This is a genomic window from Betaproteobacteria bacterium (assembly GCA_009377585.1).
GTDB lineage: Bacteria > Pseudomonadota > Gammaproteobacteria > Burkholderiales > WYBJ01 > WYBJ01.
The window spans coordinates 13,714-33,885 of record WHTS01000036.1 but is presented as its reverse complement, the minus strand read 5'-3'; the positions used below and the strand labels follow the sequence as shown (position 1 = coordinate 33,885).

Sequence of the window (20,172 nt, the reverse complement as noted above, 5' to 3'; positions counted from 1 at the left end):
CGCCGCCGCCCCATCTCACGCGCCGTGAGGACGACCGCCGGTTCGTTCACATCGCCTACTTCGCGCGGAAAACAATACGACCTCGCGTCAGGTCGTACGGCGTCAGTTCCACGGTCACCTTGTCTCCCGGCAGGATGCGGATGTAATGCATCCGCATCTTCCCCGAGATATGTCCCAGGACGATGTGCCCGTTCTCGAGCTTCACCCTGAAGGTTGCATTGGGCAGGGTTTCCACGATCTCGCCCTGCATCTGTATGGTTTCTTCCTTGGCCATCAGCGCGTGGGAAACATCCCTCCCTTGAAGCTCGCCTTCTTCAGCAGGCTTTCGTACTGGTGCGACATCACGTAGGCCTGCACCTGGGACATGAAGTCCATGGTGACGACCACGATGATCAGCAGGCTCGTGCCGCCGAAGTAGAACGGCACGTTCCATTTGACGATCAGGAATTCGGGCAGCAGGCACACCAGCGTGATGTACACCGCGCCGGCGAGGGTGAGCCGCATCATGATGCGCTCGATGTAGCGTGCCGTCTGCTCGCCCGGGCGTATCCCGGGGACGAAGGCGCCGCTCTTCTTCAGGTTATCCGCCGTCTCCTTGGGGTTGAACACCAACGCCGTATAGAAGAAACAGAAGAAGACGATCGCGGCTGCGTACAGCAGGACGTAGATCGGCTGGCCGGGATGCAGCGTATCGGCGATGCTCTTCAACCACCTGACATTGTCGTCGGAAGTTCCGAACCAACCCAGGATGGTCGCCGGAAACAGGATGATCGAGGAGGCGAAGATCGGCGGAATGACGCCCGACATGTTGAGCTTCAGTGGCAGATGCGACGTCTGGCCGCCGTAGACCTTTCGTCCCACCTGGCGCTTGGCGTAGTTCACCAGAATCTTGCGCTGGCCTTTCTCGACGAACACGACCACCCAGGTAACGACGACGACCCCCGCGAACAGCAGCAGCACGAACGGAATCGAATACGCCCCGGTACGCGACAATTCCAGCGTGCCGGCGATCGCCGACGGCAGTCCCGCCGCGATCCCGGCGAAGATGATGAGCGAAATACCGTTGCCGACGCCGCGCTCGGTGATCTGCTCGCCCAGCCACATCAGGAACATGGTGCCGGTAACGAGCGTTACCACCGCCGACAGGCGGAACATCAAGCCGGGCTCGATCACCAGCCCCTGCTGCGACTCGAGCGCGATCGCGATTCCGAGCGCCTGGAACAGTGCCAGCCCCAGCGTTCCGTAGCGCGTGTACTGAGTGATCTTGCGCCGGCCCGCCTCGCCTTCCTTCTTCAACTGTTCGAGCGTGGGCACTGCGACCGTCATGAGCTGCATGATGATCGAGGCCGAGATGTACGGCATGATGCCGAGCGCGAAGATGGTGAAGCGCCCGAGCGCACCGCCCGAGAACAGGTTGAACATGTCCAGGATGCCGCCGCGCTGGGAATTGAACAGCTCGGCGAGCTGCACCGGATCGATCCCCGGCACCGGGATGTGCGCCCCGATCCGGTAGACAATCAAGGCGCCCAGCAAGAACAGCAGGCGACGCTTGAGGTCGCCCAGCTTGCCCGAAAGCCCGAACATCGATGAAGAGTCAGCTGCCAAAACCTGGTCCTTCTTTCCCTAGTCCTTCTTGCCCGCTTCGGCCGCATCGCTTTTTGCGGCCTTACCTTGGGCGGCCTTACCTTGGGCGGCTTTGGCCTTCGCCGCCTTACGCTTGGTGATCTTCGCGGATTCCTCGGCCGCAGCCGGGGCGTTGATCTTGCCGCCCGCCGCCTCGATGGCCGCGCGCGCGCCCTTGGTCGCGCCGATGCCTTCGAGCGTAACCGCCCGCTCCAGCTTGCCCGAGAGGATCACCTTGGCGCCGCGTGCGAGACGCGGGATGACACCCGCAGCGTGCAGCGCGGCGACATCGACCACATCGCCGCTCATGCGCTGCAGATCGGACAGGCGCACTTCAGCCACCCGCCCGCGCAGCGGCGAGACGAAGCCGCGCTTGGGCAGCCGGCGCTGCAGCGGCATCTGCCCGCCCTCGAAGCCGACCTTGTGGAAACCGCCCGAGCGCGATTTCTGCCCCTTGTGACCTCGCCCGGCCGTCTTGCCGAGCCCGCTGCCGATGCCGCGGCCCACGCGCTTGCGCGCCTTGTTCGAACCGGCGGCGGGTTTCAGTGAATTCAGTTGCATCGAGTCACTCGCTTCAATGAGGCCGAGGCACTCTGCCTCGGATTCGGGTCACGCTCACGCAGTACGATCCTCGTTACGCCGCTTCCGAGACGTCGAGCAGGTAGGAGACACGGTTGATCATGCCGCGCACGGCCGGCGTATCGGGCAGCTCCACGCTGCTGTTGCGCCGGCGCAAGCCTAAGCCCCGCACCGTCGCCCGATGCGATTGCTTGGTGCCCATGAGTCCCTTCACCAGCTTCACCCGCAGTTTCTTTTCCTCGGCCATCTCAGGCACCCATGATCTCTTCGACCGTCTTGCCGCGCTTGGCCGCGATCTGGGCCGGGGTATTGAGCTCGTTCAGCCCGGCGATGGTTGCGCGCACGACGTTGTACGGGTTGGTCGAGCCGGTGCATTTGGCCAGGACGTTGCTGACCCCCATGACCTCGAAGATCGCCCGCATCGGGCCCCCGGCGATGATGCCGGTACCTTCGGAAGCGGGTAGCATGAGCACGCGCGAGGCGCCGTGCCGGCCCACCACCGAGTGATGCAGGGTTCCATTCTTGAGCGGGATCTTGACCAGCTTGCGGCGCGCCTCGTCCATCGCCTTCTGCACCGCGACCGGCACTTCGCGCGCCTTGCCCTTGCCCATGCCGATGCCGCCGTCGCCGTCGCCGACCACGGTCAGCGCCGCGAAACCGAGCACCCGGCCGCCCTTGACCACCTTGGTGACGCGATTGATCGCGACCATCTTCTCGCGCAGCCCGTCGGTGCGTTCCTCGCCACCCTGCATGCGCATCCTGGATTGCATCTTGGCCATTGTCGATTCCGTTTAGAACTTCAGTCCGCTCTCGCGCGCAGCCTCGGCCAGTGCCTTGACCCGCCCGTGATACTTGTAGCCGGCACGGTCGAACGCGATCGACTCGATGCCGAGCTGCTTCGCCTTCTCCGCGATCCGCTTGCCCACCTCGGCCGCCGCCTGGACGCTGCCGCCCTTGGCCTGGGCCGCGCGCACTTCGCGCTCCACGGTGGAGGCGGATGCGAGCACCTTGACCCCGGCCGCGTCGATCACCTGCGCGTAGATGTGGCAATTGGAGCGATGCACCGTGAGGCGCGCCGTGTTCAATCCGCTGATCCGGCGGCGGGTCCGCTGTGCGCGGCGAGTCCTGGCACTGTTCTTGTCATGCATGGCGTTGTTCCGAAGAACCAGTCGGCGTCCATCGGACCGTCGGCAGGCGGCGCTTGGCCGTGCCGAAGGGCCTCGGCAGGAGCGCCTACTTCTTCTTGGTCTCCTTCAGCACGATCACTTCATCCGAATACCGCACGCCCTTGCCCTTGTACGGCTCGGGGGGCCGGTATGCTCTTACCTGGGCGGCGACTTCGCCGACCCGCTGCTTGTCGATGCCCTTGATCACGATCTCGGTCTGGGTCGGCGTTTCCACCTTCACCCCCTGGGGCATGGCGTGCACGACCGGATGCGAGAAGCCCAGCGTGAGGTTGAGCTTGTCGCCCTGCGCTTGCGCCCGGTAGCCCACGCCGACCAGGTTCAGGCGCCGCTCGAATCCTTTCGAGACCCCTTGCACCATGTTGGCCGCCAGCGCGCGCAAAGTGCCCGACATCGCCTTCGCCTGGATGCTCTCGCCCACGGCTTCGAACTCCAGGTGATTGTCGACCTTCGACACCTTCACGTCCGCAGACATCGCCTGCGACAGCGTTCCCAGGGGCCCCTTCACGGAGATGCGGCCCTCGGCGACGGTGGCATCGACCCCGGCGGGAATCACCACCGGTATGCGCGCTACTCTGCTCGACATGTCGCGCTCTCCCCTGTCAGGCCACGACGCACAAGACTTCGCCGCCGATTCCCATGCCGCGCGCCTTGCGATCGGTCATGACGCCCTTGGACGTCGACACGATGGCGATACCGAGCCCGTTCATCACGCGCGGAACCGACTTGCTCGGCCGATATACGCGTAGCCCCGGCTTGCTCACGCGCTCGATCTTCTCGATCACCGGCTGGCCCGCGTAGTACTTGAGCCCGATCTCCAGGCGTGGCTTGCCGTCGGCGTCGACCACGTTGAAGTCCTCGATGTAGCCCTCGTCCTTCAGTACCTTCGCGATGGCCACCTTGACCTTGGACGATGCCATGGCGGTGGACGGCTTCTCCGACATCTGCGCATTGCGGATGCGCGTCAGCATGTCGGCGATCGGATCACTCATGCTCATCGCCGTCTCCTACCAGCTCGCCTTGATCACGCCAGGAATCTCGCCGCGCATTGCGATCTCGCGCAACTTGTTGCGCGACAGCCCGAACTTGCGGAAATTGCCGCGCGGCCGGCCTGTGAGCGTGCAGCGGTTGCGCAGCCGCACCGGGCTCGCATTGCGCGGCAGCTGCTGCAGCTTCTCGCGCGCCTGCTGCTTCGCGTCGTCGGTCGCCCGCACATCCTCCAGGATGGCGAACAGCGTGGCGCGCCTGGCCGAATACTTCTTCACCGTGGCGCGGCGCTTCTGTTCGCGATTGATGAGGGAGAGTTTCGCCATTTGTGGGTTCCCGCTCGTTGCCTTCTCAGTTTCGGAATGGGAAGCGGAACGCCGCCAGCAGCGCGCGCGCCTCTTCGTCGTTTCTTGCCGTGGTCGTGATCGTGATGTTCATGCCCCGGATCGCGTCGATCTTGTCGTATTCGATCTCGGGGAAGATGATCTGCTCGCGCACGCCCATGTTGAAGTTGCCGCGCCCGTCGAACGAGCGCACCGGGATGCCGCGGAAGTCCCGGATGCGCGGGATCGCCACCGTGACCAGGCGATCCAGAAATTCGTACATGCGCTTGCCGCGCAGCGTCACCTTGCAGCCGATCGGGTAGCCGTCACGGATCTTGAACATCGCGATCGACTTGCGCGCCTTGGTGATCACCGGCTTCTGCCCGGCGATCTTGGTCATGTCGGCCACCGCGTTGTCCATGACCTTCTTGTCGGCGACCGCCTCGCCCACGCCCATGTTGAGCGTGATCTTCTCGATGCGCGGGACTTCCATGACGGATTTGTAGCCGAACTGCTCGATGAGCTGCTTGACTACGCTCTCGCGGTAATGGTCCTGCAAACGCGCCATGATTGTGCGTACCTCTCGTTTCCGCCGCCTCAGGCGTCGATGACTTCGCCGTTGGACTTGAAGAAGCGCACCTTGCGGCCGTCCTCCAGATTGCGGAAGCCGACCCGGTCGGCCTTGCGCGTCTGGGGATTGAAGATCGCGACCTTCGAGGCGTGCAGCGGCATCTCCTTCTCGATGATGCCGCCCTGCTGCCCGCGCATCGGGTTCGGCCGCTGGTGCTTCTTCACCCGGTTGGCGCCCTCGACCAGCAGATGATCGGCGTCCACCACGCGCAGCACCGTGCCGCGCTTGCCTTTGTCCTTGCCGGCGGTGACCACGACGTCATCGCCCTTCTTGATCTTTCGCATCGCCCTAGTCTCCCTTACAGCACTTCAGGCGCCAGCGACACGATCTTCATGAAGCGCTCGGTCCGCAGCTCCCGAGTCACCGGCCCGAAGATTCGCGTGCCGATCGGCTCGAGCTTGGGAGTGAGCAGCACCGCCGCATTGCCGTCGAAGCGCACCAGCGAGCCGTCCTGGCGGCGCACGCCCTTGGCGGTGCGCACCACCACCGCGTCGTATACCTCGCCCTTCTTCACGCGCCCGCGGGGAGCGGCGTCCTTCACGCTCACCTTGATCACGTCGCCGATGCCGGCATAGCGGCGCTTGGAGCCGCCCAACACCTTGATGCACATCACGGTTCGTGCACCGGTATTGTCAGCGACGTCCAGCATGGTCTGCATCTGGATCATGTTCGTTCTCTTTGGCTACCGCTCAAAACTTTTCCAACTTGGTCCGCCCAACTCCAGTCAAACGGCGGCCAGTATTGGAACCCGTCCGGGTCAAGAACGCCCTGCCGTGCCGAATGGCAGAAAAGCCGGGGCGAATGGAAGCCAGCGATTATAGCTGGCCGTCAAACCATAAGTAAATGCTTGCGCAACGATTTTCTAGACGGTCGGCGCCTTTTCCACCAGCTGGGTCACGCGCCAGCTCTTGTTGCGCGACAGCGGCCGGCACTCCTGGATGAGCACGATGTCGCCGGTGTGGCACTCGTTGTTCTCGTCGTGGGCGTGCAGCTTCACGCTGCGGCGGATGATCTTGCCGTAGATCGGGTGGGTGACCCTGCGCTCGACCAGCACGGTCACCGTCTTGTCGGCCTTGTCGGAAATCACGCGCCCGCTCAACGTGCGTGCGCGGCTGGCTTCGCTCATTGCTTTTGTCCCTTCTGGGCCAGCACGGTGCGCACCCTGGCGATGTCGCGGCGCACCTTGCGCAGCTGGCTGTTGTTCGATAGCTGCTGGGTCGCTTTCTGCATCCGCAAGCCGAACTGGGCACGCAGCAGATCGGTCAACTCGCCCTGCAGGTCGTCAGCGCTTTTCGCTCTCAATTCCGCGGCCTTCATGGCTAGCCTCCGAGTTGCCGGACGACGAACGCGGTGCGCATCGGCAGCTTGGAAGCGGCCAGCCCCAGGGCCTGGCGGGCGAGCGCTTCGTCGACGCCGTCCATTTCGTACAGCACCTTGCCCGGCTGGATCTCGGCCACCCAGTACTCGGGATTGCCCTTGCCGTTACCCATGCGCACTTCCGCCGGCTTCTGCGAAATCGGCTTGTCCGGGAAGATGCGGATCCAGATCCGGCCGCCGCGCTTGATATGCCGCGTCATGGCCCGCCGGGCTGCCTCAATCTGGCGCGCAGTCAGGCGACCCCGGCCAAGCGCCTTCAGCCCGAACTCGCCGAAGCTCACCTTGTTGCCGCGCGTGGCGATGCCCTTGTTGCGGCCCTTCTGTTCCTTGCGGTATTTCCGCCTAGCTGGTTGCAGCATTTTGCTTGGTTCCCGTCTTGCGTGGGCGTCGCGTCGGCGCCGGCGTATCGGCTGCCGGCTCGCCCGCCGCCGGACCGACCGGACGATCGCCCTTGCCGATCGTCTCGCCCTTGAACACCCAGACCTTGATGCCGATCACGCCGTAGGTGGTCTTCGCCTCGGCGAACCCGTAGTCGATGTCCGCACGCAGCGTGTGCAGCGGGACTCGTCCTTCGCGATACCACTCCGAGCGCGCGATCTCGATGCCGTTGAGGCGCCCGGAACTCTGGATCTTGATACCCTGCGCGCCCAGGCGCATGGCATTGGTGATGGCGCGCTTCATCGCGCGCCGGAACATGATGCGCTTCTGCAGCTGGGTGGCAATGGAATCGGCCACCAGTTGCGCATCGAGCTCGGGCTTGCGGATCTCCTCGATGTTCACGTGCACCGGAACGCCGAGCATCCGCTGCAGCTCGGCGCGCAGCACCTCGATGTCCTCGCCCTTCTTGCCGATCACGACGCCAGGGCGCGCGCTGTGCACGGTGATGCGCGCATTCTTCGCCGGGCGCTCGATCACCACGCGCCCCACCGCCGCATGCGAGAGCTTCTTGCGCAGGTAGTCGCGCACCTTGATGTCTTCGTTCAGCATCGAGGCGAAGTTGCGGTTGTTCGCATACCAGCGCGAGGCCCAGGCGCGATTGACTGCGAGACGAAAACCGGTCGGATGAATCTTCTGGCCCATATCAGTTCCTTCCGTCGCCGACCGTCACGAAGATATGACAGGTGGGCTTCATGATTCGGTTGGCCCGCCCCTTGGCGCGCGCCTGGAAGCGGCGCAGGAACGTCCCGCGCTCGACAAAGATGCGCGTGACCTTCAGCTCGTCGATGTCGGCGCCGTCGTTGTGCTCGGCGTTTGCGATCGCCGACTCGACCACCTTGCGGATGATCGTGGCCGCGCGCTTGGGGCTGAACTGCAGCACGTTGAGCGCGCGGTCGACCGGCATGCCCCGAATCTGGTCGGCGACCAGTCGCCCCTTCTGCGCCGAAAGGCGCACGCCGCGTAGCTTCGCTGTGGTTTCCATGTCGTCTTCCGCTACTTCCTCGGGCCAGCGCCGGCCCTCTTGTCCGCGCTGCCGGCCCGCGAGTGGCCCTTGAACGTGCGCGTATGCGAGAACTCGCCCAGCTTGTGGCCGACCATGTTCTCGGTCACGTACACCGGGATGTGCTGCTTGCCGTTGTGGACCGCGATCGTGAGGCCGACGAAATCCGGCAGTACGGTGGAACGGCGCGACCAGGTCTTGATCGGCCGCTTGTCGTTCGACGCCCGCGCCGTCTCCACCTTCTTCACCAGGTGCAGATCGACGAACGGTCCCTTCTTGACGGAACGTGCCATGAGCTTAACCCTTGTTGCTGTTGCGGCGTCGTACGATCATCGTATCGGTGCGCTTGTTCTTGCGCGTCTTGTAGCCCTTGGAGAGCACGCCCCAGGGGCTCACGGGCGGCTGGGCCGCGGCCGTGCGACCTTCGCCGCCGCCGTGCGGGTGATCGATCGGATTCATCGCCACGCCGCGCACGGTCGGCCGGATGCCGCGCCAGCGCTTGGCGCCCGCCTTGCCGATCGAGCGTAGCGAATGCTCTTCGTTGCCGACTTCGCCGATGGTCGCGCGGCAATCGATGTGCGCGCGCCGGATCTCGCCCGAGCGCAGCCGTAGCTGCGCGTAGCTGCCCTCGCGGGCGAGAAGCTGCACCGAGGTGCCGGCCGAGCGCGCGATTTGCGCCCCCTTGCCAGGCAGCATCTCCACGCAATGGATCGTGCTGCCGACCGGAACGTTGCGCAGCGGCATCGCGTTGCCCGCCTTGATCGGCGCCTCGGGACCGCTCACGAGCTGGGCGCCGACCGTGATGCCCTTGGGCGCGATGATGTAGCGCCGCTCGCCGTCGACATAGACCAGCAGCGCGATGTTGGCGCTGCGGTTCGGATCGTACTCGATACGCTCGACACGGCACGGGATGCCGTCCTTGTTGCGGCGGAAATCGATGATCCGATAGTGCTGCTTGTGCCCGCCACCCTGGTGGCGCATCGTGATGTGGCCGCTGTTGTTGCGCCCAGCGCGCCGGCTCTGGCGCTCGGTGAGCGGCGCATACGGGCGGCCCTTGTGCAGGTCGCGATTGACGACCTTGACCAGCGTGCGCCGGCCCGGGGATGTCGGCTTGACTTTGACCAGCGCCATTATCGTCCCTCACCTTCGGCGAAGTTGATCTCCTGCCCCGGCTTCAAGCGCACGTAGGCTTTCTTCCAGCTGTTGCGCCGGCCGATGAAACGCGCGGTGCGCTTCTCCTTGCCCTTGACGTTCAGGACCTGCACGGCCGCGACCTCGACCTTGAACATGAGCTCGACGGCGTCCTTTACGTCGCCCTTGGTCGCGGCACGGTCGACGCGAAAGACGACCTGGTTGTGCTTGTCGCCGACCATGGTGCTCTTTTCCGACACGGTGGGGGCGAGCAGCACCTGCATGAGGCGCTGCTGGCGGGCTACGCTCGCCGGCTTGGCAGCGGGTTTGGCGGACTCGCTCACGCGAACACCTCCTCGAACTTGGCCAGGGCGGCACGGGTGACCAGCACTTGCGGGAAACCGACCAGGCTGACCGGATCGGCCTGCTGCACGCCGCACACGGCGACATGCATCAGGTTGCGCGACGACAGCTCCAGGTTCTCGTCGACGTTGTCGGTGACGATCAGCACGCGCTCGAGCCCCATGTCCTTCAGTTTCGTGGCGAGCAGCTTCGTCTTCGGCGCATCGACTGCGAAACTCTCCACCACCCTCAAGCGCCCCTCGCGCACCAGTTGCGACAGGATGGTCGCGATGCCGGCGCGATAGACCTTGCGGTTCACCTTGTGCGTGAAGTTCTCGTCCGGGCTCGAGGGAAAGATCTTGCCGCCGCCGCGCCACAACGGGCTCGAGGCCATGCCGGCGCGGGCGCGGCCGGTGCCTTTCTGCCGCCACGGCTTGGCCGTGCTCTTGTTGATTTCGCCGCGTGCGCGTTGCGCCCGTGTTCCCTGGCGGCCGTTGGCCAGGTACGACTTGACCAGCTGGTGTACGAGCGCCTCGTTGTAAGCGCGGCCGAACAAGGCGTCCGAACCGGCCACCGATGCCGTCGCCTCGCCCTTGTCATTGATCAGTTGCAATTCCATCACGCCCTCGCTTTGGTCGACGGCGCCACGGTGATCGCGCCTCCGGCATGGCCCGGCACGGCGCCGCGCACGAGCAGGAGCTTGCGCTCGGCATCGATGCGCACCACTTCGAGGTTCTGCGACGTCCGACGCTTGTTGCCGAGGTGTCCCGGCATCTTCTTGCCTGGAAATACCCGCCCCGGATCCTGCGCCTGGCCGATCGAGCCGGGCGCGCGCGTCGTAACCGAGTTGCCGTGGCTCGCCCGGTTGGAGCTGAAGTGATGGCGCTTGATGACGCCCGCGAAGCCCTTGCCGATCGAGGTGCCGACCACGTCGACCCGCTGACCGACCTTGAACACATCCGGGCCCACCTGCGCGCCCGGAGCGAAGTTTGCCGCTTCTTCCAAGCTCACGCGGAATTCGCGCATGACGTTGCCGGCTTCGACACCGGCCTTGGCGAAGTGTCCGGCGAGCGCCTTGTTCACACGCGAGGCGCGGCGGGTGCCGCAGATGATCTGGACCGCGCAATAGCCGTCGCCCTGCTCGGTCTTCACCTGCGAAACCCGGTTGTTGGAGACGTCCAGCACCGTGACCGGAATGCTGTCGCCGTCGGCGGTGAAGATACGTGTCATGCCGACCTTGCGGCCGACCAATCCCATGCTCATTTATCGTTCCCCTTGCTTGAAGGGCCCGGTTGCAATTGACCGGAGGTAAAGGGTTGCAGACGCGACCCGCGACGAGCGCGGATCGCGTCTTTGCTCGTTACAATTTAATTTCGACGTCCACGCCTGCCGGCAAATCGAGCTTCATCAGCGCGTCGACTGTCTTGTCGGTCGGGTCGATGATGTCCATCAATCTGAGGTGCGTGCGGATCTCGAGCTGGTCGCGCGAGGTCTTGTTGACGTGCGGAGAGCGCAGCACGTCGAAGCGCTGCAACCGCGTCGGCAACGGCACCGGTCCCCGGACCACGGCGCCCGTGCGCTTGGCCGTATCGACGATTTCGAGCGCCGACTGATCGATCAGACGGTAGTCGAACGCCTTTAATCGGATACGTATCTTCTGACTCTTGACAGCCATTGGCTTCGCTTTCGCTTCGCGTGAAAAAGTGAAAAGTGAAGGGTGAAAGTGTTCCGGCGCGCGCGAGAGCCGCGCCTCACCTTTCACTCATTCACGCCTCACTGCTATTCAATCACCTTCGAGACCACTCCGGCCCCAACCGTCTTGCCGCCCTCGCGGATCGCAAAGCGCAGCCCCTGCTCCATCGCGATGGGCTGGATCAGCGCCACCGTGATCGACACGTTGTCCCCAGGCATCACCATCTCCGTGCCCTGCGGCAAGTCCACCGAGCCCGTCACGTCGGTCGTGCGGAAGTAAAACTGCGGCCGGTAACCGTTGAAGAACGGCGTATGCCGCCCCCCCTCATCCTTGGAGAGCACGTACACCTCGGCCGCAAACTTCGTGTGCGGGGTGATCGAACCGGGCTTCGCCAGCACTTGACCGCGCTCAACCTCCTCGCGCTTCGTGCCCCGCAGCAGCACCCCGATGTTGTCTCCCGCCTGCCCCTGATCGAGCAGCTTGCGAAACATCTCCACCCCCGTGCACACCGTCTTCAGCGTGGCCTTCAACCCCACGATCTCCAGCTCATCGCCCACCTTCACGATCCCGCGCTCCACCCGACCCGTCACCACCGTCCCACGACCCGAGATCGTGAACACGTCCTCGATCGGCATCAGGAACGTCCCGTCCACCGCACGCTTGGGCTCCGGGATGTAGCTGTCCAGCGCCTCCGCCAGCTTGTGGATCGACTTGATCCCCAGCTCCGTATCCTCCCCCTCCAAGGCCTTCAGCGCAGAGCCCGTCACGATCGGGGTGTCGTCGCCCGGAAACTCGTACTTGGAGAGAAGCTCCCGAACCTCCATCTCCACCAGCTCCAGCAGCTCCTTGTCGTCCACCATGTCGGCCTTGTTCAGGTACACCACGATGTACGGAACCCCCACTTGCCGCGCCAGCAAAATGTGCTCGCGCGTCTGCGGCATCGGCCCGTCCGCGGCCGACACCACCAGGATCGCCCCGTCCATCTGCGCCGCGCCCGTGATCATGTTCTTGATGTAGTCCGCGTGCCCAGGACAGTCCACGTGCGCATAGTGGCGCTTGGTCGTCTCGTACTCCACGTGCGCGGTGTTGATCGTGATCCCGCGCGCCTTCTCCTCCGGCGCCGAGTCGATCTGCGCGTAGCTCTTCGCCTCGCCCCCGAACTGCTTGCTCAACACCGTCGTGATCGCCGCCGTCAGCGTCGTCTTCCCATGGTCCACGTGACCAATCGTCCCTACATTCACGTGCGGCTTCGTCCGCTCAAACTTCGCTCGTGCCATGGCAGCGCTCCGTCAATCTTCGCAGGCAGAAAACTACTTCTTGTTGATGATCGCCTCGGCGACGTTCTTCGGCGCCTCGGCATAGTGTTTGAATTCCATCGAGTACGTGGCCCGGCCCTGGGTCGCCGAACGCAGCGCGGTCGAGTAGCCGAACATCTCCGCGAGCGGCACCTCGGCCTTGATCACCATGGTCCCGACCACTTCTTCCTGGCCCTGGATCATGCCGCGGCGCGACGACAGGTCGCCGATCACATTGCCGACGAAATCGGGCGGCGTCTCGACCTCGACCGCCATCATCGGCTCGAGCAGAACCGGGGTGGCGCGCCGCATGCCTTCTTTGAAGGCGATCGAGCCGGCCATCTTGAACGCGTTCTCGTTCGAGTCGACCTCGTGGTACGAGCCGTCGAACAGCGTGACCTTCACGTCCACCACCGGGTAGCCCGCGAGCACGCCGTTGGAGAGCGAATCGGTAACGCCCTTCTGCACCGCCGGGATGTATTCGCGCGGCACCGAGCCGCCCTTGATCATGTCGACGAACTCGTAGCCGGTGCCCGGCTCCTGCGGATCCATCCGCAGCCACACATGGCCGTACTGGCCACGGCCGCCGGTCTGCTTGACGAACTTGCCCTCGACCTTTTCAACCGGCTTGCGGATGGTCTCGCGGTACGCAACCTGCGGCGCGCCGACGTTCGCCTCCACGCCGAACTCGCGCTTCATGCGATCGACGATGATCTCGAGGTGCAGCTCGCCCATGCCCGAGATGATAGTCTGCCCCGATTCCTCGTCGGTGCGCACGCGGAACGAAGGATCCTCCTGCGCCAGCCGATTGAGCGCGACCCCCATCTTTTCCTGGTCCGCCTTGGTCTTCGGTTCGACCGCGACGTGGATGACGGGATCGGGAAAGTCCATCCGCTCCAGCGTCACGATCTTGTCGATCGCGCACAGCGTGTCGCCGGTCGTGAGGTCCTTCAAGCCCACGCCCGCTGCGATATCGCCGGCGCGCACTTCCTTGATCTCTTCGCGCTGGTTGGCGTGCATCTGCAGGATGCGGCCGACGCGCTCCTTGCGCCGCTTGACCGGGTTGTAGATCATGTCGCCCGAGGACACGATGCCCGAATAGACGCGAAAGAACGTGAGCTGGCCCACGAACGGGTCGGTCATGATCTTGAACGCCAGCGCGGCAAACGGCTCTTCGTCGGAAGACTTGCGCTCGGTCGGCTCGTCGTTCTCGGTCGTGCCCCTGATCGGCGGAATGTCGATCGGCGCCGGCAGGAAATCGATGACCGCATCGAGCATCGCCTGCACGCCCTTGTTCTTGAACGCCGAGCCGCACAGCATCGGCACGATCTCGTTGGCGATGGTGCGGCTGCGCAGGCCGCGCTTGATCTCCTCGACCCCGAGGTCGCCCTCCTCCAGGTACTTGTTCATCAGCTCTTCGGACGACTCGGCCGCCGATTCGACCAGCTTCTCGCGCCAGGCCTTGCAATCGGCCAGCATTTCGGCCGGGATGTCGCGCAGCTCGAAGCGTATGCCTTGCGAGCCCTCTTCCCAGTAGATGGCCTTCATCCGCACCAGGTCGACCACGCCTTCGAACTTTTCCTCCGCGCCGATCGGCAACTGGATGGGAACCGGGTTCGCCTTCAAACGTCCCTTCATCTGCTCGAGGACGCGCATGAAGTCCGCGCCTTGGCGGTCCATCTTGTTGACGAACGCGAGTCGCGGAACGCCGTACTTGCTGGCCTGGCGCCACACCGTCTCGGTCTGCGGCTGAACGCCGCCCACCGCACAGAATACCGTGCAGCAGCCGTCGAGCACGCGCAGGCTCCGCTCCACCTCGATGGTGAAGTCGACGTGTCCCGGCGTGTCGATGATGTTGATCCGGTGCTCCGGGAACGAGCCGTCCATGCCCTTCCAGAAGCAGGTGGTGGCGGCCGAGGTGATGGTGATGCCGCGCTCCTGTTCCTGCTCCATCCAGTCCATCACGGCCGTGCCGTCGTGCACCTCGCCGAGCTTGTGCGACACCCCCGTGTAGAAAAGAATGCGCTCGGTCGTCGTCGTCTTGCCCGCGTCGATATGGGCGACGATGCCGATGTTGCGGTAGCGCTCGATGGGAGTCTTGCGGGCCACTTCAGGAAACTCTCGAAACGTTGGGGGGATACCGATATTCGCTCGGAAACGCGGAATTCAAGGTTTAAAGGCGCAAGGGTTAAAGCGCTAGGATTGGAAGCGCACGGGTCAGAAGCGGTAGTGCGCGAAAGCCTTGTTGGCATCGGCCATGCGATGCACCTCTTCGCGCTTCTTCATCGCGCCGCCGCGACCTTCGGCCGCCTCGAGCAGCTCCCCGGCAAGGCGAGCATCCATCGACTTTTCGCCGCGCTTGCGGGCGGCCTCCCGGATCCAGCGCATGGCGAGCGCCGCGCGCCGGATCGGCCGCACCTCGACCGGAACCTGGTAATTGGCGCCCCCCACACGGCGGCTCTTGACCTCCACGGAGGGCTTGACGTTGCCGACGGCCTGGCCGAACACCCCCAACGGATCCTTGCCGGTCTTCTTGGAGATCTGAGAGAACGCGCCGTACACGATGCGCTCGGCAACCGACTTCTTGCCGTCGGTGGTGATGACGTTGATGAACTTGGCGACCTCCTGATTCCCGAACTTGGGATCGGGGAGGATGTCGCGTTTAGGGATTTCTCGTCTGCGTGGCATGGTCGTCTACCGTGTTGGGGGGGGTGCCTACGCCGCCTTGGGCCGCTTCGCGCCGTACTTGGAGCGGCTTTGCTTGCGATCCTTCACCCCGGCTGTGTCGAGGCTGCCGCGCACGATGTGATAACGCACGCCGGGGAGATCCTTCACGCGGCCGCCGCGAATCAGCACCACCGAGTGCTCCTGCAGATTGTGACCCTCGCCGCCGATATAACCGATCACCTCGAAGCCGTTAGTGAGGCGAACCTTGGCGACCTTGCGCAGGGCCGAGTTCGGCTTCTTCGGCGTCGTGGTGTAGACGCGGGTACAGACACCGCGGCGCTGCGGGCATTCCTGCAGGGCCGGCACTTTGCTCTTCGCGCGCCGCGCGATGCGAGCTCCGCGTACCAACTGATTGATCGTGGGCATAAGGGCTCGAGTTGCTGTTGTGTAACGAAACGACTTCGGTCGAGAAGCGCGCCGCACCGGCCGGCGCGCTGCCAAACAGGGCTTTCAAAAAACGCGACGGCACTTGGGATGAGTGCCGTCGCCCTGCGAGCTGCTAGACACTCGCCTCCGGGTAGTCCGGGCCCGAAGAACGCGAGTGGCCTACAAAAACAAAAGACCGTCGATTTTAGGAGCCACCCATAGGGGTGTCAAGCCACTTGCTCGCTTCCGGACTCCTCCGCGAACGGCGATTCCACGGCCGGCTGGGCGGTGCCGAGTGCATCGGCCAGTTCCTGCTGGCGGCGGCGCATGCGGTGGTATGCAAGCCCCGTCCCGGCGGGAATCAGCCGGCCCACGATGACGTTCTCCTTCAGCCCCCGCAGCTCGTCGCGCTTGCCCATGATGGCAGCCTCGGTGAGCACGCGGGTCGTTTCCTGGAACGAGGCGGCCGAGATGAACGAATCGGTCGATAGCGACGCCTTGGTGATGCCGAGCAGCATGTGCTCGTAGACGGCCGGCTGCTTGCCTTCCTTCACCAGGCGCTCGATCTCCTCCAGGACTTCGGCCCGTTCCAGCTGCTCGCCGACGATGAAGCGGCTCTCGCCGGCATCCGCGATGGCCACGCGCCGCAGCATCTGGCGTACGATCACCTCGATGTGCTTGTCGTTGATCTTCACGCCTTGCAGGCGATAAACGTCCTGCACTTCGTTGCAGATGTAGCGGGCGAGCGCCTCCACCCCGAGCAGACGCAGGATGTCGTGCGGATCGGCCGGGCCGTCGACGATCATCTCGCCCTTGTTCACCACCTGGCCGTCGTGCGCCATCACGTGCTTGTCCTTCGGGATCAGGTACTCGTGCGCGACGCCGTCCAGATCGGTGATCACCAGGCGCTGCTTGCCCTTCGTATCCTTGCCGAACGACACCGTGCCAGTGACCTCAGCCAGTACGCCGGCATCCTTGGGCGAGCGCGCTTCGAACAACTCCGCCACTCGCGGAAGACCGCCGGTGATATCGCGCGTCTTGCTCGTTTCCTGCGGGATTCGCGCAAGCACTTCGCCCACCGACACCTGCTGGCCGTCGCGCACCGTGATGATCGAGCCGATCTGGAAGGTGATGTTGACCGGCAGCTCCGAGCCCGCCATGCGCACTTCCTGGCCCTCGTCGTCGATCAGTTTTACCAGCGGGCGCAGACCCTTCGCTTGCGCGCCGCCGCGGCGCTTCGGATCGACCACGACCAGAGTCGACAGGCCCGTCACCTCGTCGATCTGACGCGCCACGGTCGAGCCTTCCTCGACGTTCTCGAACTTGATGCGTCCGGCATACTCGGTGATGATGGGGCGGGTGTGCGGATCCCACGATGCGAGCACCTGTCCGGCCTTGACCGCATCGCCGTCCTTGGCAGTGAGCGTCGCGCCGTAGGGCACCTTGTGTCGTTCGCGTTCGCGCCCGTTATCGTCGACAACGACCACTTCGCCGCTGCGCGAGATGACGACCGGCTCGCCGCGTGCATTGGTCACGTAGCGCATGCCGGAGGTGAAGCGCGCCGTGCCGAGCGACTTGCTCTCGACCTGGCTTGCGACCGCGGTCCGCGAGGCTGCACCGCCGATGTGGAAGGTGCGCATCGTGAGCTGCGTGCCCGGCTCGCCGATCGACTGCGCGGCGATGACACCCACCGCTTCGCCGACGTTCACCAGGCAGCCGCGGCCGAGATCGCGCCCGTAACACCCGCAGCACAAGCCGTAGCGCGTATCGCAGGTGAGTGGTGTGCGCACCTTTACCTCGTCGATGCCCAGGGCTTCGATCGCGTCGACCTCTTCCTCGTTGAGCAGCGTGCCGGCCTCGAACAGCGTCTCCTGACTTTCCGGATGGATGACATCCATGGCGGTCACGCGACCGAGGATGCGCTCGCGCAGCGGCTCGACCACTTCGCCGCCCTCGATCAGCGCCTTCATCGACACGCCGTTGGTCGTGCCGCAGTCCTCTTCGGTAACGACGAGATCCTGCGTGACGTCGACCAGGCGCCGAGTGAGGTAGCCCGAGTTCGCCGTCTTCAACGCCGTGTCGGCGAGACCCTTGCGGGCGCCGTGGGTGGAAATGAAGTACTGCAGCACGTTCAGGCCCTCACGGAAATTCGCTGTGATGGGCGTCTCGATGATGGAGCCGTCGGGCTTGGCCATGAGGCCGCGCATGCCGGCGAGCTGCCGGATCTGCGCCGCCGAGCCGCGCGCGCCGGAGTCGGCCATCATGTAGATGGAGTTGAACGACTCCTGCGACACCGAGTGCCCCTTGTCGTCCTTGAGCGGCAACCAGCCCCTGGCGCGCTCGTCCCATTTCATGACGGGCTCCGAGCCGAGCTGCTCCATCATCGCTTTCGCCACCACATCGCCGGCGCGGCCCCAGATGTCGACCACCTTGTTGTAGCGCTCGCCCTGGGTGACCAGGCCCGAGGTGTACTGCGACTCGATCTCCTGCACTTCCTTCTCGGCCGCGTCGATGATCTCGCTCTTCTGGCGCGGGACCAGCATGTCGTCGACGCAGATCGACAGACCCGCGCGGGTCGCCATCGAGAAGCCGGTATACATGAGCTGGTCGGCGAAGATGACCGTCTCGCGCAGACCGCAGCGGCGGAAGCCGGCGTTGATCAGGCGCGAGATCTCCTTCTTCTTGAGCGGCTTGTTGATGAGCTCGAAGGAAAGCCCGTCGGGCAGGATCTCGGACAGGAGCGCGCGGCCCACCGTGGTGTCGTAGCGGGTGGATTTTTCGCGCATCTCCCCGGCCGAATCGATCTGCTTCTGCCGGATGCGCACCTTGATGCGGGCGTTGATGTCGGACTGGCGGCTGCCGTAGGCGCGCTGCACCTCGGCCACATCGGCGAACACCGAGCCTTCGCCGCGCGCGCCGACGCGCTCGCGCGTCATGTAGTACAGGCCCAGCACGATGTCCTGCGAGGGCACGATGATCGGATCGCCGTTGGCGGGCGAGAGCACGTTGTTCGAGGACAGCATGAGTGTCCGCGCCTCGAGCTGCGCTTCCAGCGACAACGGCACGTGCACCGCCATCTGGTCGCCGTCGAAGTCGGCGTTGAACGCCGCGCACACCAGCGGATGCAGCTGGATCGCCTTGCCCTCGATCAGCACCGGCTCGAAGGCCTGGATGCCGAGGCGGTGCAGGGTCGGCGCGCGGTTGAGCATCACCGGATGCTCGCGGATGACTTCCTCCAGGATGTCCCAGACCTCGGGGACTTCCTGCTCGACCAGGCGCTTGGCTGCCTTGATGGTGGTCGCCAGGCCCATGACCTCGAGCTTGTGGAAGATAAACGGCTTGAACAGCTCCAGCGCCATCTTCTTCGGCAGACCGCATTGGTGCAGCTTCAATTGCGGCCCGACCACGATCACCGAGCGGCCCGAGTAGTCGACGCGCTTGCCGAGCAGGTTCTGGCGGAAGCGCCCGCCCTTGCCCTTGATCATGTCGGCGAGCGACTTGAGCGGCCGCTTGTTGGCGCCGGTCATCGCCTTGCCGCGACGGCCGTTATCCAGCAGCGAGTCGACCGCCTCCTGCAGCATGCGCTTTTCGTTGCGCACGATGATCTCGGGCGCCTTCAGCTCCAGCAGGCGCTTCAGGCGGTTGTTGCGGTTGATCACGCGCCGGTACAGGTCGTTCAGGTCGGAAGTCGCGAAGCGGCCACCGTCGAGCGGTACGAGCGGGCGCAGCTCCGGCGGCAGCACCGGCAGCACCTCCATGATCATCCACTCGGGCTTGATGCCGGACTTGTGGAAGGCTTCCATCACCTTCAAGCGCTTGGCGAGCTTCTTGATCTTGGTATCCGACGAAGTCGCCTCGAGCTCGCCGCGCAGCTTCTCGATCTCCTTCTTCAACTCCATGTGCTTGAGCAGCGCGCGCACACCCTCGGCGCCCATGGACGCGGCGAAGTCGTCACCGAACTCCTCCACCTTGCCGAGGTAATCCTCCTCGGTGAGGAGCTGGCAGCGCGCGAGCGGCGTCATGCCGGGATCGGTCACGACGTAAGCTTCGAAGTAGAGCACGCGCTCGATGTCGCGCAGCGTCATGTCGAGCACCATCCCCAGGCGCGAGGGCAGCGACTTGAGGAACCAGATGTGCGCGGTGGGGCTTGCGAGCTCAATGTGACCCATGCGCTCGCGCCGCACCTTCGACAACGTCACCTCGACGCCGCATTTCTCGCAGATGACGCCGCGGTGCTTGAGGCGCTTGTACTTGCCGCACAGGCACTCGTAATCCTTCACCGGGCCGAAGATCTTCGCGCAGAAGAGGCCATCGCGCTCCGGCTTGAAGGTGCGGTAGTTGATGGTTTCGGGTTTCTTGACTTCGCCGTAGGACCAGGAACGGATCTTCTCCGGCGACGCGATGCCGATGCGGATGGCGTCGAATTCCTCTTCCTGCGTGACTTGCTTGAACAGATCCAGAAGCGCCTTCATGTTT

28 protein-coding genes are annotated in these 20,172 nt (G+C 64.6%); all 28 read right to left on the bottom strand.

Features of this window, described 5'->3' with window-relative positions:
• Nucleotides 1-55: 55 nt before the first annotated feature.
• Entirely contained in the window at nt 56-274 is a 219-nt protein-coding gene (infA, locus tag GEV05_13650; GenBank protein MPZ44422.1) for a translation initiation factor IF-1, read from the bottom strand.
• Nucleotides 274-1,584 (bottom strand): preprotein translocase subunit SecY, encoded by a 1,311-nt coding sequence (gene secY / locus GEV05_13645; protein MPZ44421.1) that lies wholly within the window; start codon nt 1,582-1,584, stop codon nt 274-276. Before secY ends, infA begins: the two co-directional genes overlap by 1 nt.
• Nucleotides 1,585-1,623: 39 nt before the next feature.
• Nucleotides 1,624-2,184 (bottom strand): 50S ribosomal protein L15, encoded by a 561-nt coding sequence (gene rplO / locus GEV05_13640; GenBank protein ID MPZ44420.1) that lies wholly within the window; start codon nt 2,182-2,184, stop codon nt 1,624-1,626.
• 73 nt (nt 2,185-2,257) lie between these two features.
• Complete coding sequence (rpmD, locus tag GEV05_13635; GenBank protein MPZ44419.1) at nt 2,258-2,449, bottom strand: 50S ribosomal protein L30; 192 nt, start codon at nt 2,447-2,449, stop codon at nt 2,258-2,260.
• Nucleotide 2,450: 1 nt separating this feature from the next.
• Complete coding sequence (rpsE, locus tag GEV05_13630) at nt 2,451-2,981, bottom strand: 30S ribosomal protein S5 (protein MPZ44418.1); 531 nt, start codon at nt 2,979-2,981, stop codon at nt 2,451-2,453.
• A 12-nt stretch (nt 2,982-2,993) separates the two neighbouring features.
• Nucleotides 2,994-3,350 (bottom strand): 50S ribosomal protein L18, encoded by a 357-nt coding sequence (gene rplR / locus GEV05_13625; protein ID MPZ44417.1) that lies wholly within the window; start codon nt 3,348-3,350, stop codon nt 2,994-2,996.
• 85 nt (nt 3,351-3,435) lie between these two features.
• On the bottom strand, nt 3,436-3,972 hold the full coding sequence (gene rplF, locus GEV05_13620) for a 50S ribosomal protein L6 (GenBank protein MPZ44416.1): 537 nt from the start codon (nt 3,970-3,972) through the stop codon (nt 3,436-3,438).
• A gap of 16 nt (nt 3,973-3,988) precedes the next feature.
• Nucleotides 3,989-4,384, bottom strand: a complete 396-nt coding sequence (rpsH, locus tag GEV05_13615; GenBank protein MPZ44415.1) for a 30S ribosomal protein S8 — start codon at nt 4,382-4,384, stop codon at nt 3,989-3,991.
• A 9-nt stretch (nt 4,385-4,393) separates the two neighbouring features.
• Nucleotides 4,394-4,699 carry a 30S ribosomal protein S14 gene (gene rpsN / locus GEV05_13610; GenBank protein ID MPZ44414.1) on the bottom strand — a complete coding sequence of 102 codons (306 nt, stop codon included), beginning with the start codon at nt 4,697-4,699 and terminating at the stop codon, nt 4,394-4,396.
• A gap of 25 nt (nt 4,700-4,724) precedes the next feature.
• A complete protein-coding gene (gene rplE, locus GEV05_13605; GenBank protein MPZ44413.1) occupies nt 4,725-5,264 on the bottom strand; it encodes a 50S ribosomal protein L5 in 540 nt (179 codons plus the stop codon).
• Between the two features lie 29 nt (nt 5,265-5,293).
• Nucleotides 5,294-5,611, bottom strand: coding sequence for a 50S ribosomal protein L24 (gene rplX, locus GEV05_13600; GenBank protein ID MPZ44412.1), 318 nt, complete (start codon nt 5,609-5,611; stop codon nt 5,294-5,296).
• 14 nt (nt 5,612-5,625) lie between these two features.
• A complete protein-coding gene (rplN, locus tag GEV05_13595; protein MPZ44411.1) occupies nt 5,626-5,994 on the bottom strand; it encodes a 50S ribosomal protein L14 in 369 nt (122 codons plus the stop codon).
• Nucleotides 5,995-6,189: 195 nt separating this feature from the next.
• Entirely contained in the window at nt 6,190-6,453 is a 264-nt protein-coding gene (rpsQ, locus tag GEV05_13590) for a 30S ribosomal protein S17 (protein MPZ44410.1), read from the bottom strand.
• A complete protein-coding gene (gene rpmC / locus GEV05_13585) occupies nt 6,450-6,644 on the bottom strand; it encodes a 50S ribosomal protein L29 (protein ID MPZ44409.1) in 195 nt (64 codons plus the stop codon). Before rpmC ends, rpsQ begins: the two co-directional genes overlap by 4 nt.
• A 2-nt stretch (nt 6,645-6,646) precedes the next feature.
• Nucleotides 6,647-7,063 carry a 50S ribosomal protein L16 gene (rplP, locus tag GEV05_13580; GenBank protein ID MPZ44408.1) on the bottom strand — a complete coding sequence of 139 codons (417 nt, stop codon included), beginning with the start codon at nt 7,061-7,063 and terminating at the stop codon, nt 6,647-6,649.
• Nucleotides 7,047-7,784: a 30S ribosomal protein S3 gene (rpsC, locus tag GEV05_13575; protein ID MPZ44407.1), complete on the bottom strand. Its 738-nt coding sequence runs from the start codon at nt 7,782-7,784 to the stop codon at nt 7,047-7,049. The genes rplP and rpsC overlap by 17 nt, the downstream gene beginning before the upstream one ends.
• Before the next feature lies 1 nt (nt 7,785).
• Nucleotides 7,786-8,124, bottom strand: a complete 339-nt coding sequence (gene rplV / locus GEV05_13570; GenBank protein ID MPZ44406.1) for a 50S ribosomal protein L22 — start codon at nt 8,122-8,124, stop codon at nt 7,786-7,788.
• Nucleotides 8,125-8,135: 11 nt separating this feature from the next.
• The gene (rpsS, locus tag GEV05_13565) at nt 8,136-8,435 is read right to left on the bottom strand and encodes a 30S ribosomal protein S19 (protein ID MPZ44405.1); all 300 of its coding nucleotides are present in this window, start codon (nt 8,433-8,435) and stop codon (nt 8,136-8,138) included.
• Nucleotides 8,436-8,439: 4 nt separating this feature from the next.
• Nucleotides 8,440-9,273, bottom strand: a complete 834-nt coding sequence (gene rplB, locus GEV05_13560; protein ID MPZ44404.1) for a 50S ribosomal protein L2 — start codon at nt 9,271-9,273, stop codon at nt 8,440-8,442.
• Entirely contained in the window at nt 9,273-9,557 is a 285-nt protein-coding gene (gene rplW, locus GEV05_13555; protein MPZ44403.1) for a 50S ribosomal protein L23, read from the bottom strand. Before rplW ends, rplB begins: the two co-directional genes overlap by 1 nt.
• A gap of 56 nt (nt 9,558-9,613) precedes the next feature.
• On the bottom strand, nt 9,614-10,234 hold the full coding sequence (rplD, locus tag GEV05_13550; protein MPZ44402.1) for a 50S ribosomal protein L4: 621 nt from the start codon (nt 10,232-10,234) through the stop codon (nt 9,614-9,616).
• Nucleotides 10,234-10,878 carry a 50S ribosomal protein L3 gene (gene rplC, locus GEV05_13545; protein ID MPZ44401.1) on the bottom strand — a complete coding sequence of 215 codons (645 nt, stop codon included), beginning with the start codon at nt 10,876-10,878 and terminating at the stop codon, nt 10,234-10,236. Before rplC ends, rplD begins: the two co-directional genes overlap by 1 nt.
• A 97-nt stretch (nt 10,879-10,975) precedes the next feature.
• A complete protein-coding gene (gene rpsJ / locus GEV05_13540) occupies nt 10,976-11,290 on the bottom strand; it encodes a 30S ribosomal protein S10 (GenBank protein MPZ44400.1) in 315 nt (104 codons plus the stop codon).
• 104 nt (nt 11,291-11,394) lie between these two features.
• Nucleotides 11,395-12,585, bottom strand: a complete 1,191-nt coding sequence (gene tuf, locus GEV05_13535; GenBank protein ID MPZ44399.1) for an elongation factor Tu — start codon at nt 12,583-12,585, stop codon at nt 11,395-11,397.
• A gap of 33 nt (nt 12,586-12,618) precedes the next feature.
• A complete protein-coding gene (gene fusA, locus GEV05_13530; protein ID MPZ44398.1) occupies nt 12,619-14,712 on the bottom strand; it encodes an elongation factor G in 2,094 nt (697 codons plus the stop codon).
• A gap of 108 nt (nt 14,713-14,820) precedes the next feature.
• A complete protein-coding gene (gene rpsG, locus GEV05_13525; GenBank protein ID MPZ44397.1) occupies nt 14,821-15,291 on the bottom strand; it encodes a 30S ribosomal protein S7 in 471 nt (156 codons plus the stop codon).
• 27 nt (nt 15,292-15,318) lie between these two features.
• The gene (gene rpsL / locus GEV05_13520; protein ID MPZ44396.1) at nt 15,319-15,696 is read right to left on the bottom strand and encodes a 30S ribosomal protein S12; all 378 of its coding nucleotides are present in this window, start codon (nt 15,694-15,696) and stop codon (nt 15,319-15,321) included.
• A gap of 227 nt (nt 15,697-15,923) precedes the next feature.
• Nucleotides 15,924-20,168, bottom strand: coding sequence for a DNA-directed RNA polymerase subunit beta' (gene rpoC, locus GEV05_13515; GenBank protein ID MPZ44395.1), 4,245 nt, complete (start codon nt 20,166-20,168; stop codon nt 15,924-15,926).
• Nucleotides 20,169-20,172 lie beyond the last annotated feature (4 nt).

Bases quoted from the DNA above. Each gene is read 5' to 3' on its own strand.
- infA (MPZ44422.1), bottom strand. From the start codon at position 274: ATGGCCAAGGAAGAAACCATACAGATGCAGGGCGAGATCGTGGAAACC.
- rplB (MPZ44404.1), bottom strand. From the start codon at position 9,273: ATGGCGCTGGTCAAAGTCAAGCCGACATCCCCGGGCCGGCGCACGCTG.
- rpmD (MPZ44419.1), bottom strand. From the start codon at position 2,449: ATGGCCGAGGAAAAGAAACTGCGGGTGAAGCTGGTGAAGGGACTCATG.
- rplD (MPZ44402.1), bottom strand. From the start codon at position 10,234: ATGGAATTGCAACTGATCAATGACAAGGGCGAGGCGACGGCATCGGTG.
- rplP (MPZ44408.1), bottom strand. From the start codon at position 7,063: ATGCTGCAACCAGCTAGGCGGAAATACCGCAAGGAACAGAAGGGCCGC.
- rpsH (MPZ44415.1), bottom strand. From the start codon at position 4,384: ATGAGCATGAGTGATCCGATCGCCGACATGCTGACGCGCATCCGCAAT.
- rpsE (MPZ44418.1), bottom strand. From the start codon at position 2,981: ATGGCCAAGATGCAATCCAGGATGCGCATGCAGGGTGGCGAGGAACGC.
- rpsJ (MPZ44400.1), bottom strand. From the start codon at position 11,290: ATGGCTGTCAAGAGTCAGAAGATACGTATCCGATTAAAGGCGTTCGAC.
- rplW (MPZ44403.1), bottom strand. From the start codon at position 9,557: ATGCAGGTGCTGCTCGCCCCCACCGTGTCGGAAAAGAGCACCATGGTC.
- rplR (MPZ44417.1), bottom strand. From the start codon at position 3,350: ATGCATGACAAGAACAGTGCCAGGACTCGCCGCGCACAGCGGACCCGC.
- rplV (MPZ44406.1), bottom strand. From the start codon at position 8,124: ATGGAAACCACAGCGAAGCTACGCGGCGTGCGCCTTTCGGCGCAGAAG.
- rpsS (MPZ44405.1), bottom strand. From the start codon at position 8,435: ATGGCACGTTCCGTCAAGAAGGGACCGTTCGTCGATCTGCACCTGGTG.
- rplX (MPZ44412.1), bottom strand. From the start codon at position 5,611: ATGCGAAAGATCAAGAAGGGCGATGACGTCGTGGTCACCGCCGGCAAG.
- tuf (MPZ44399.1), bottom strand. From the start codon at position 12,585: ATGGCACGAGCGAAGTTTGAGCGGACGAAGCCGCACGTGAATGTAGGG.
- rplE (MPZ44413.1), bottom strand. From the start codon at position 5,264: ATGGCGCGTTTGCAGGACCATTACCGCGAGAGCGTAGTCAAGCAGCTC.
- rplF (MPZ44416.1), bottom strand. From the start codon at position 3,972: ATGTCGAGCAGAGTAGCGCGCATACCGGTGGTGATTCCCGCCGGGGTC.
- secY (MPZ44421.1), bottom strand. From the start codon at position 1,584: ATGTTCGGGCTTTCGGGCAAGCTGGGCGACCTCAAGCGTCGCCTGCTG.
- rplN (MPZ44411.1), bottom strand. From the start codon at position 5,994: ATGATCCAGATGCAGACCATGCTGGACGTCGCTGACAATACCGGTGCA.
- rplC (MPZ44401.1), bottom strand. From the start codon at position 10,878: ATGAGCATGGGATTGGTCGGCCGCAAGGTCGGCATGACACGTATCTTC.
- rpsG (MPZ44397.1), bottom strand. From the start codon at position 15,291: ATGCCACGCAGACGAGAAATCCCTAAACGCGACATCCTCCCCGATCCC.
- rpsQ (MPZ44410.1), bottom strand. From the start codon at position 6,453: ATGAGCGAAGCCAGCCGCGCACGCACGTTGAGCGGGCGCGTGATTTCC.
- rplO (MPZ44420.1), bottom strand. From the start codon at position 2,184: ATGCAACTGAATTCACTGAAACCCGCCGCCGGTTCGAACAAGGCGCGC.
- rpmC (MPZ44409.1), bottom strand. From the start codon at position 6,644: ATGAAGGCCGCGGAATTGAGAGCGAAAAGCGCTGACGACCTGCAGGGC.
- rpsN (MPZ44414.1), bottom strand. From the start codon at position 4,699: ATGGCGAAACTCTCCCTCATCAATCGCGAACAGAAGCGCCGCGCCACG.
- rpsL (MPZ44396.1), bottom strand. From the start codon at position 15,696: ATGCCCACGATCAATCAGTTGGTACGCGGAGCTCGCATCGCGCGGCGC.
- rpsC (MPZ44407.1), bottom strand. From the start codon at position 7,784: ATGGGCCAGAAGATTCATCCGACCGGTTTTCGTCTCGCAGTCAATCGC.
- rpoC (MPZ44395.1), bottom strand. From the start codon at position 20,168: ATGAAGGCGCTTCTGGATCTGTTCAAGCAAGTCACGCAGGAAGAGGAA.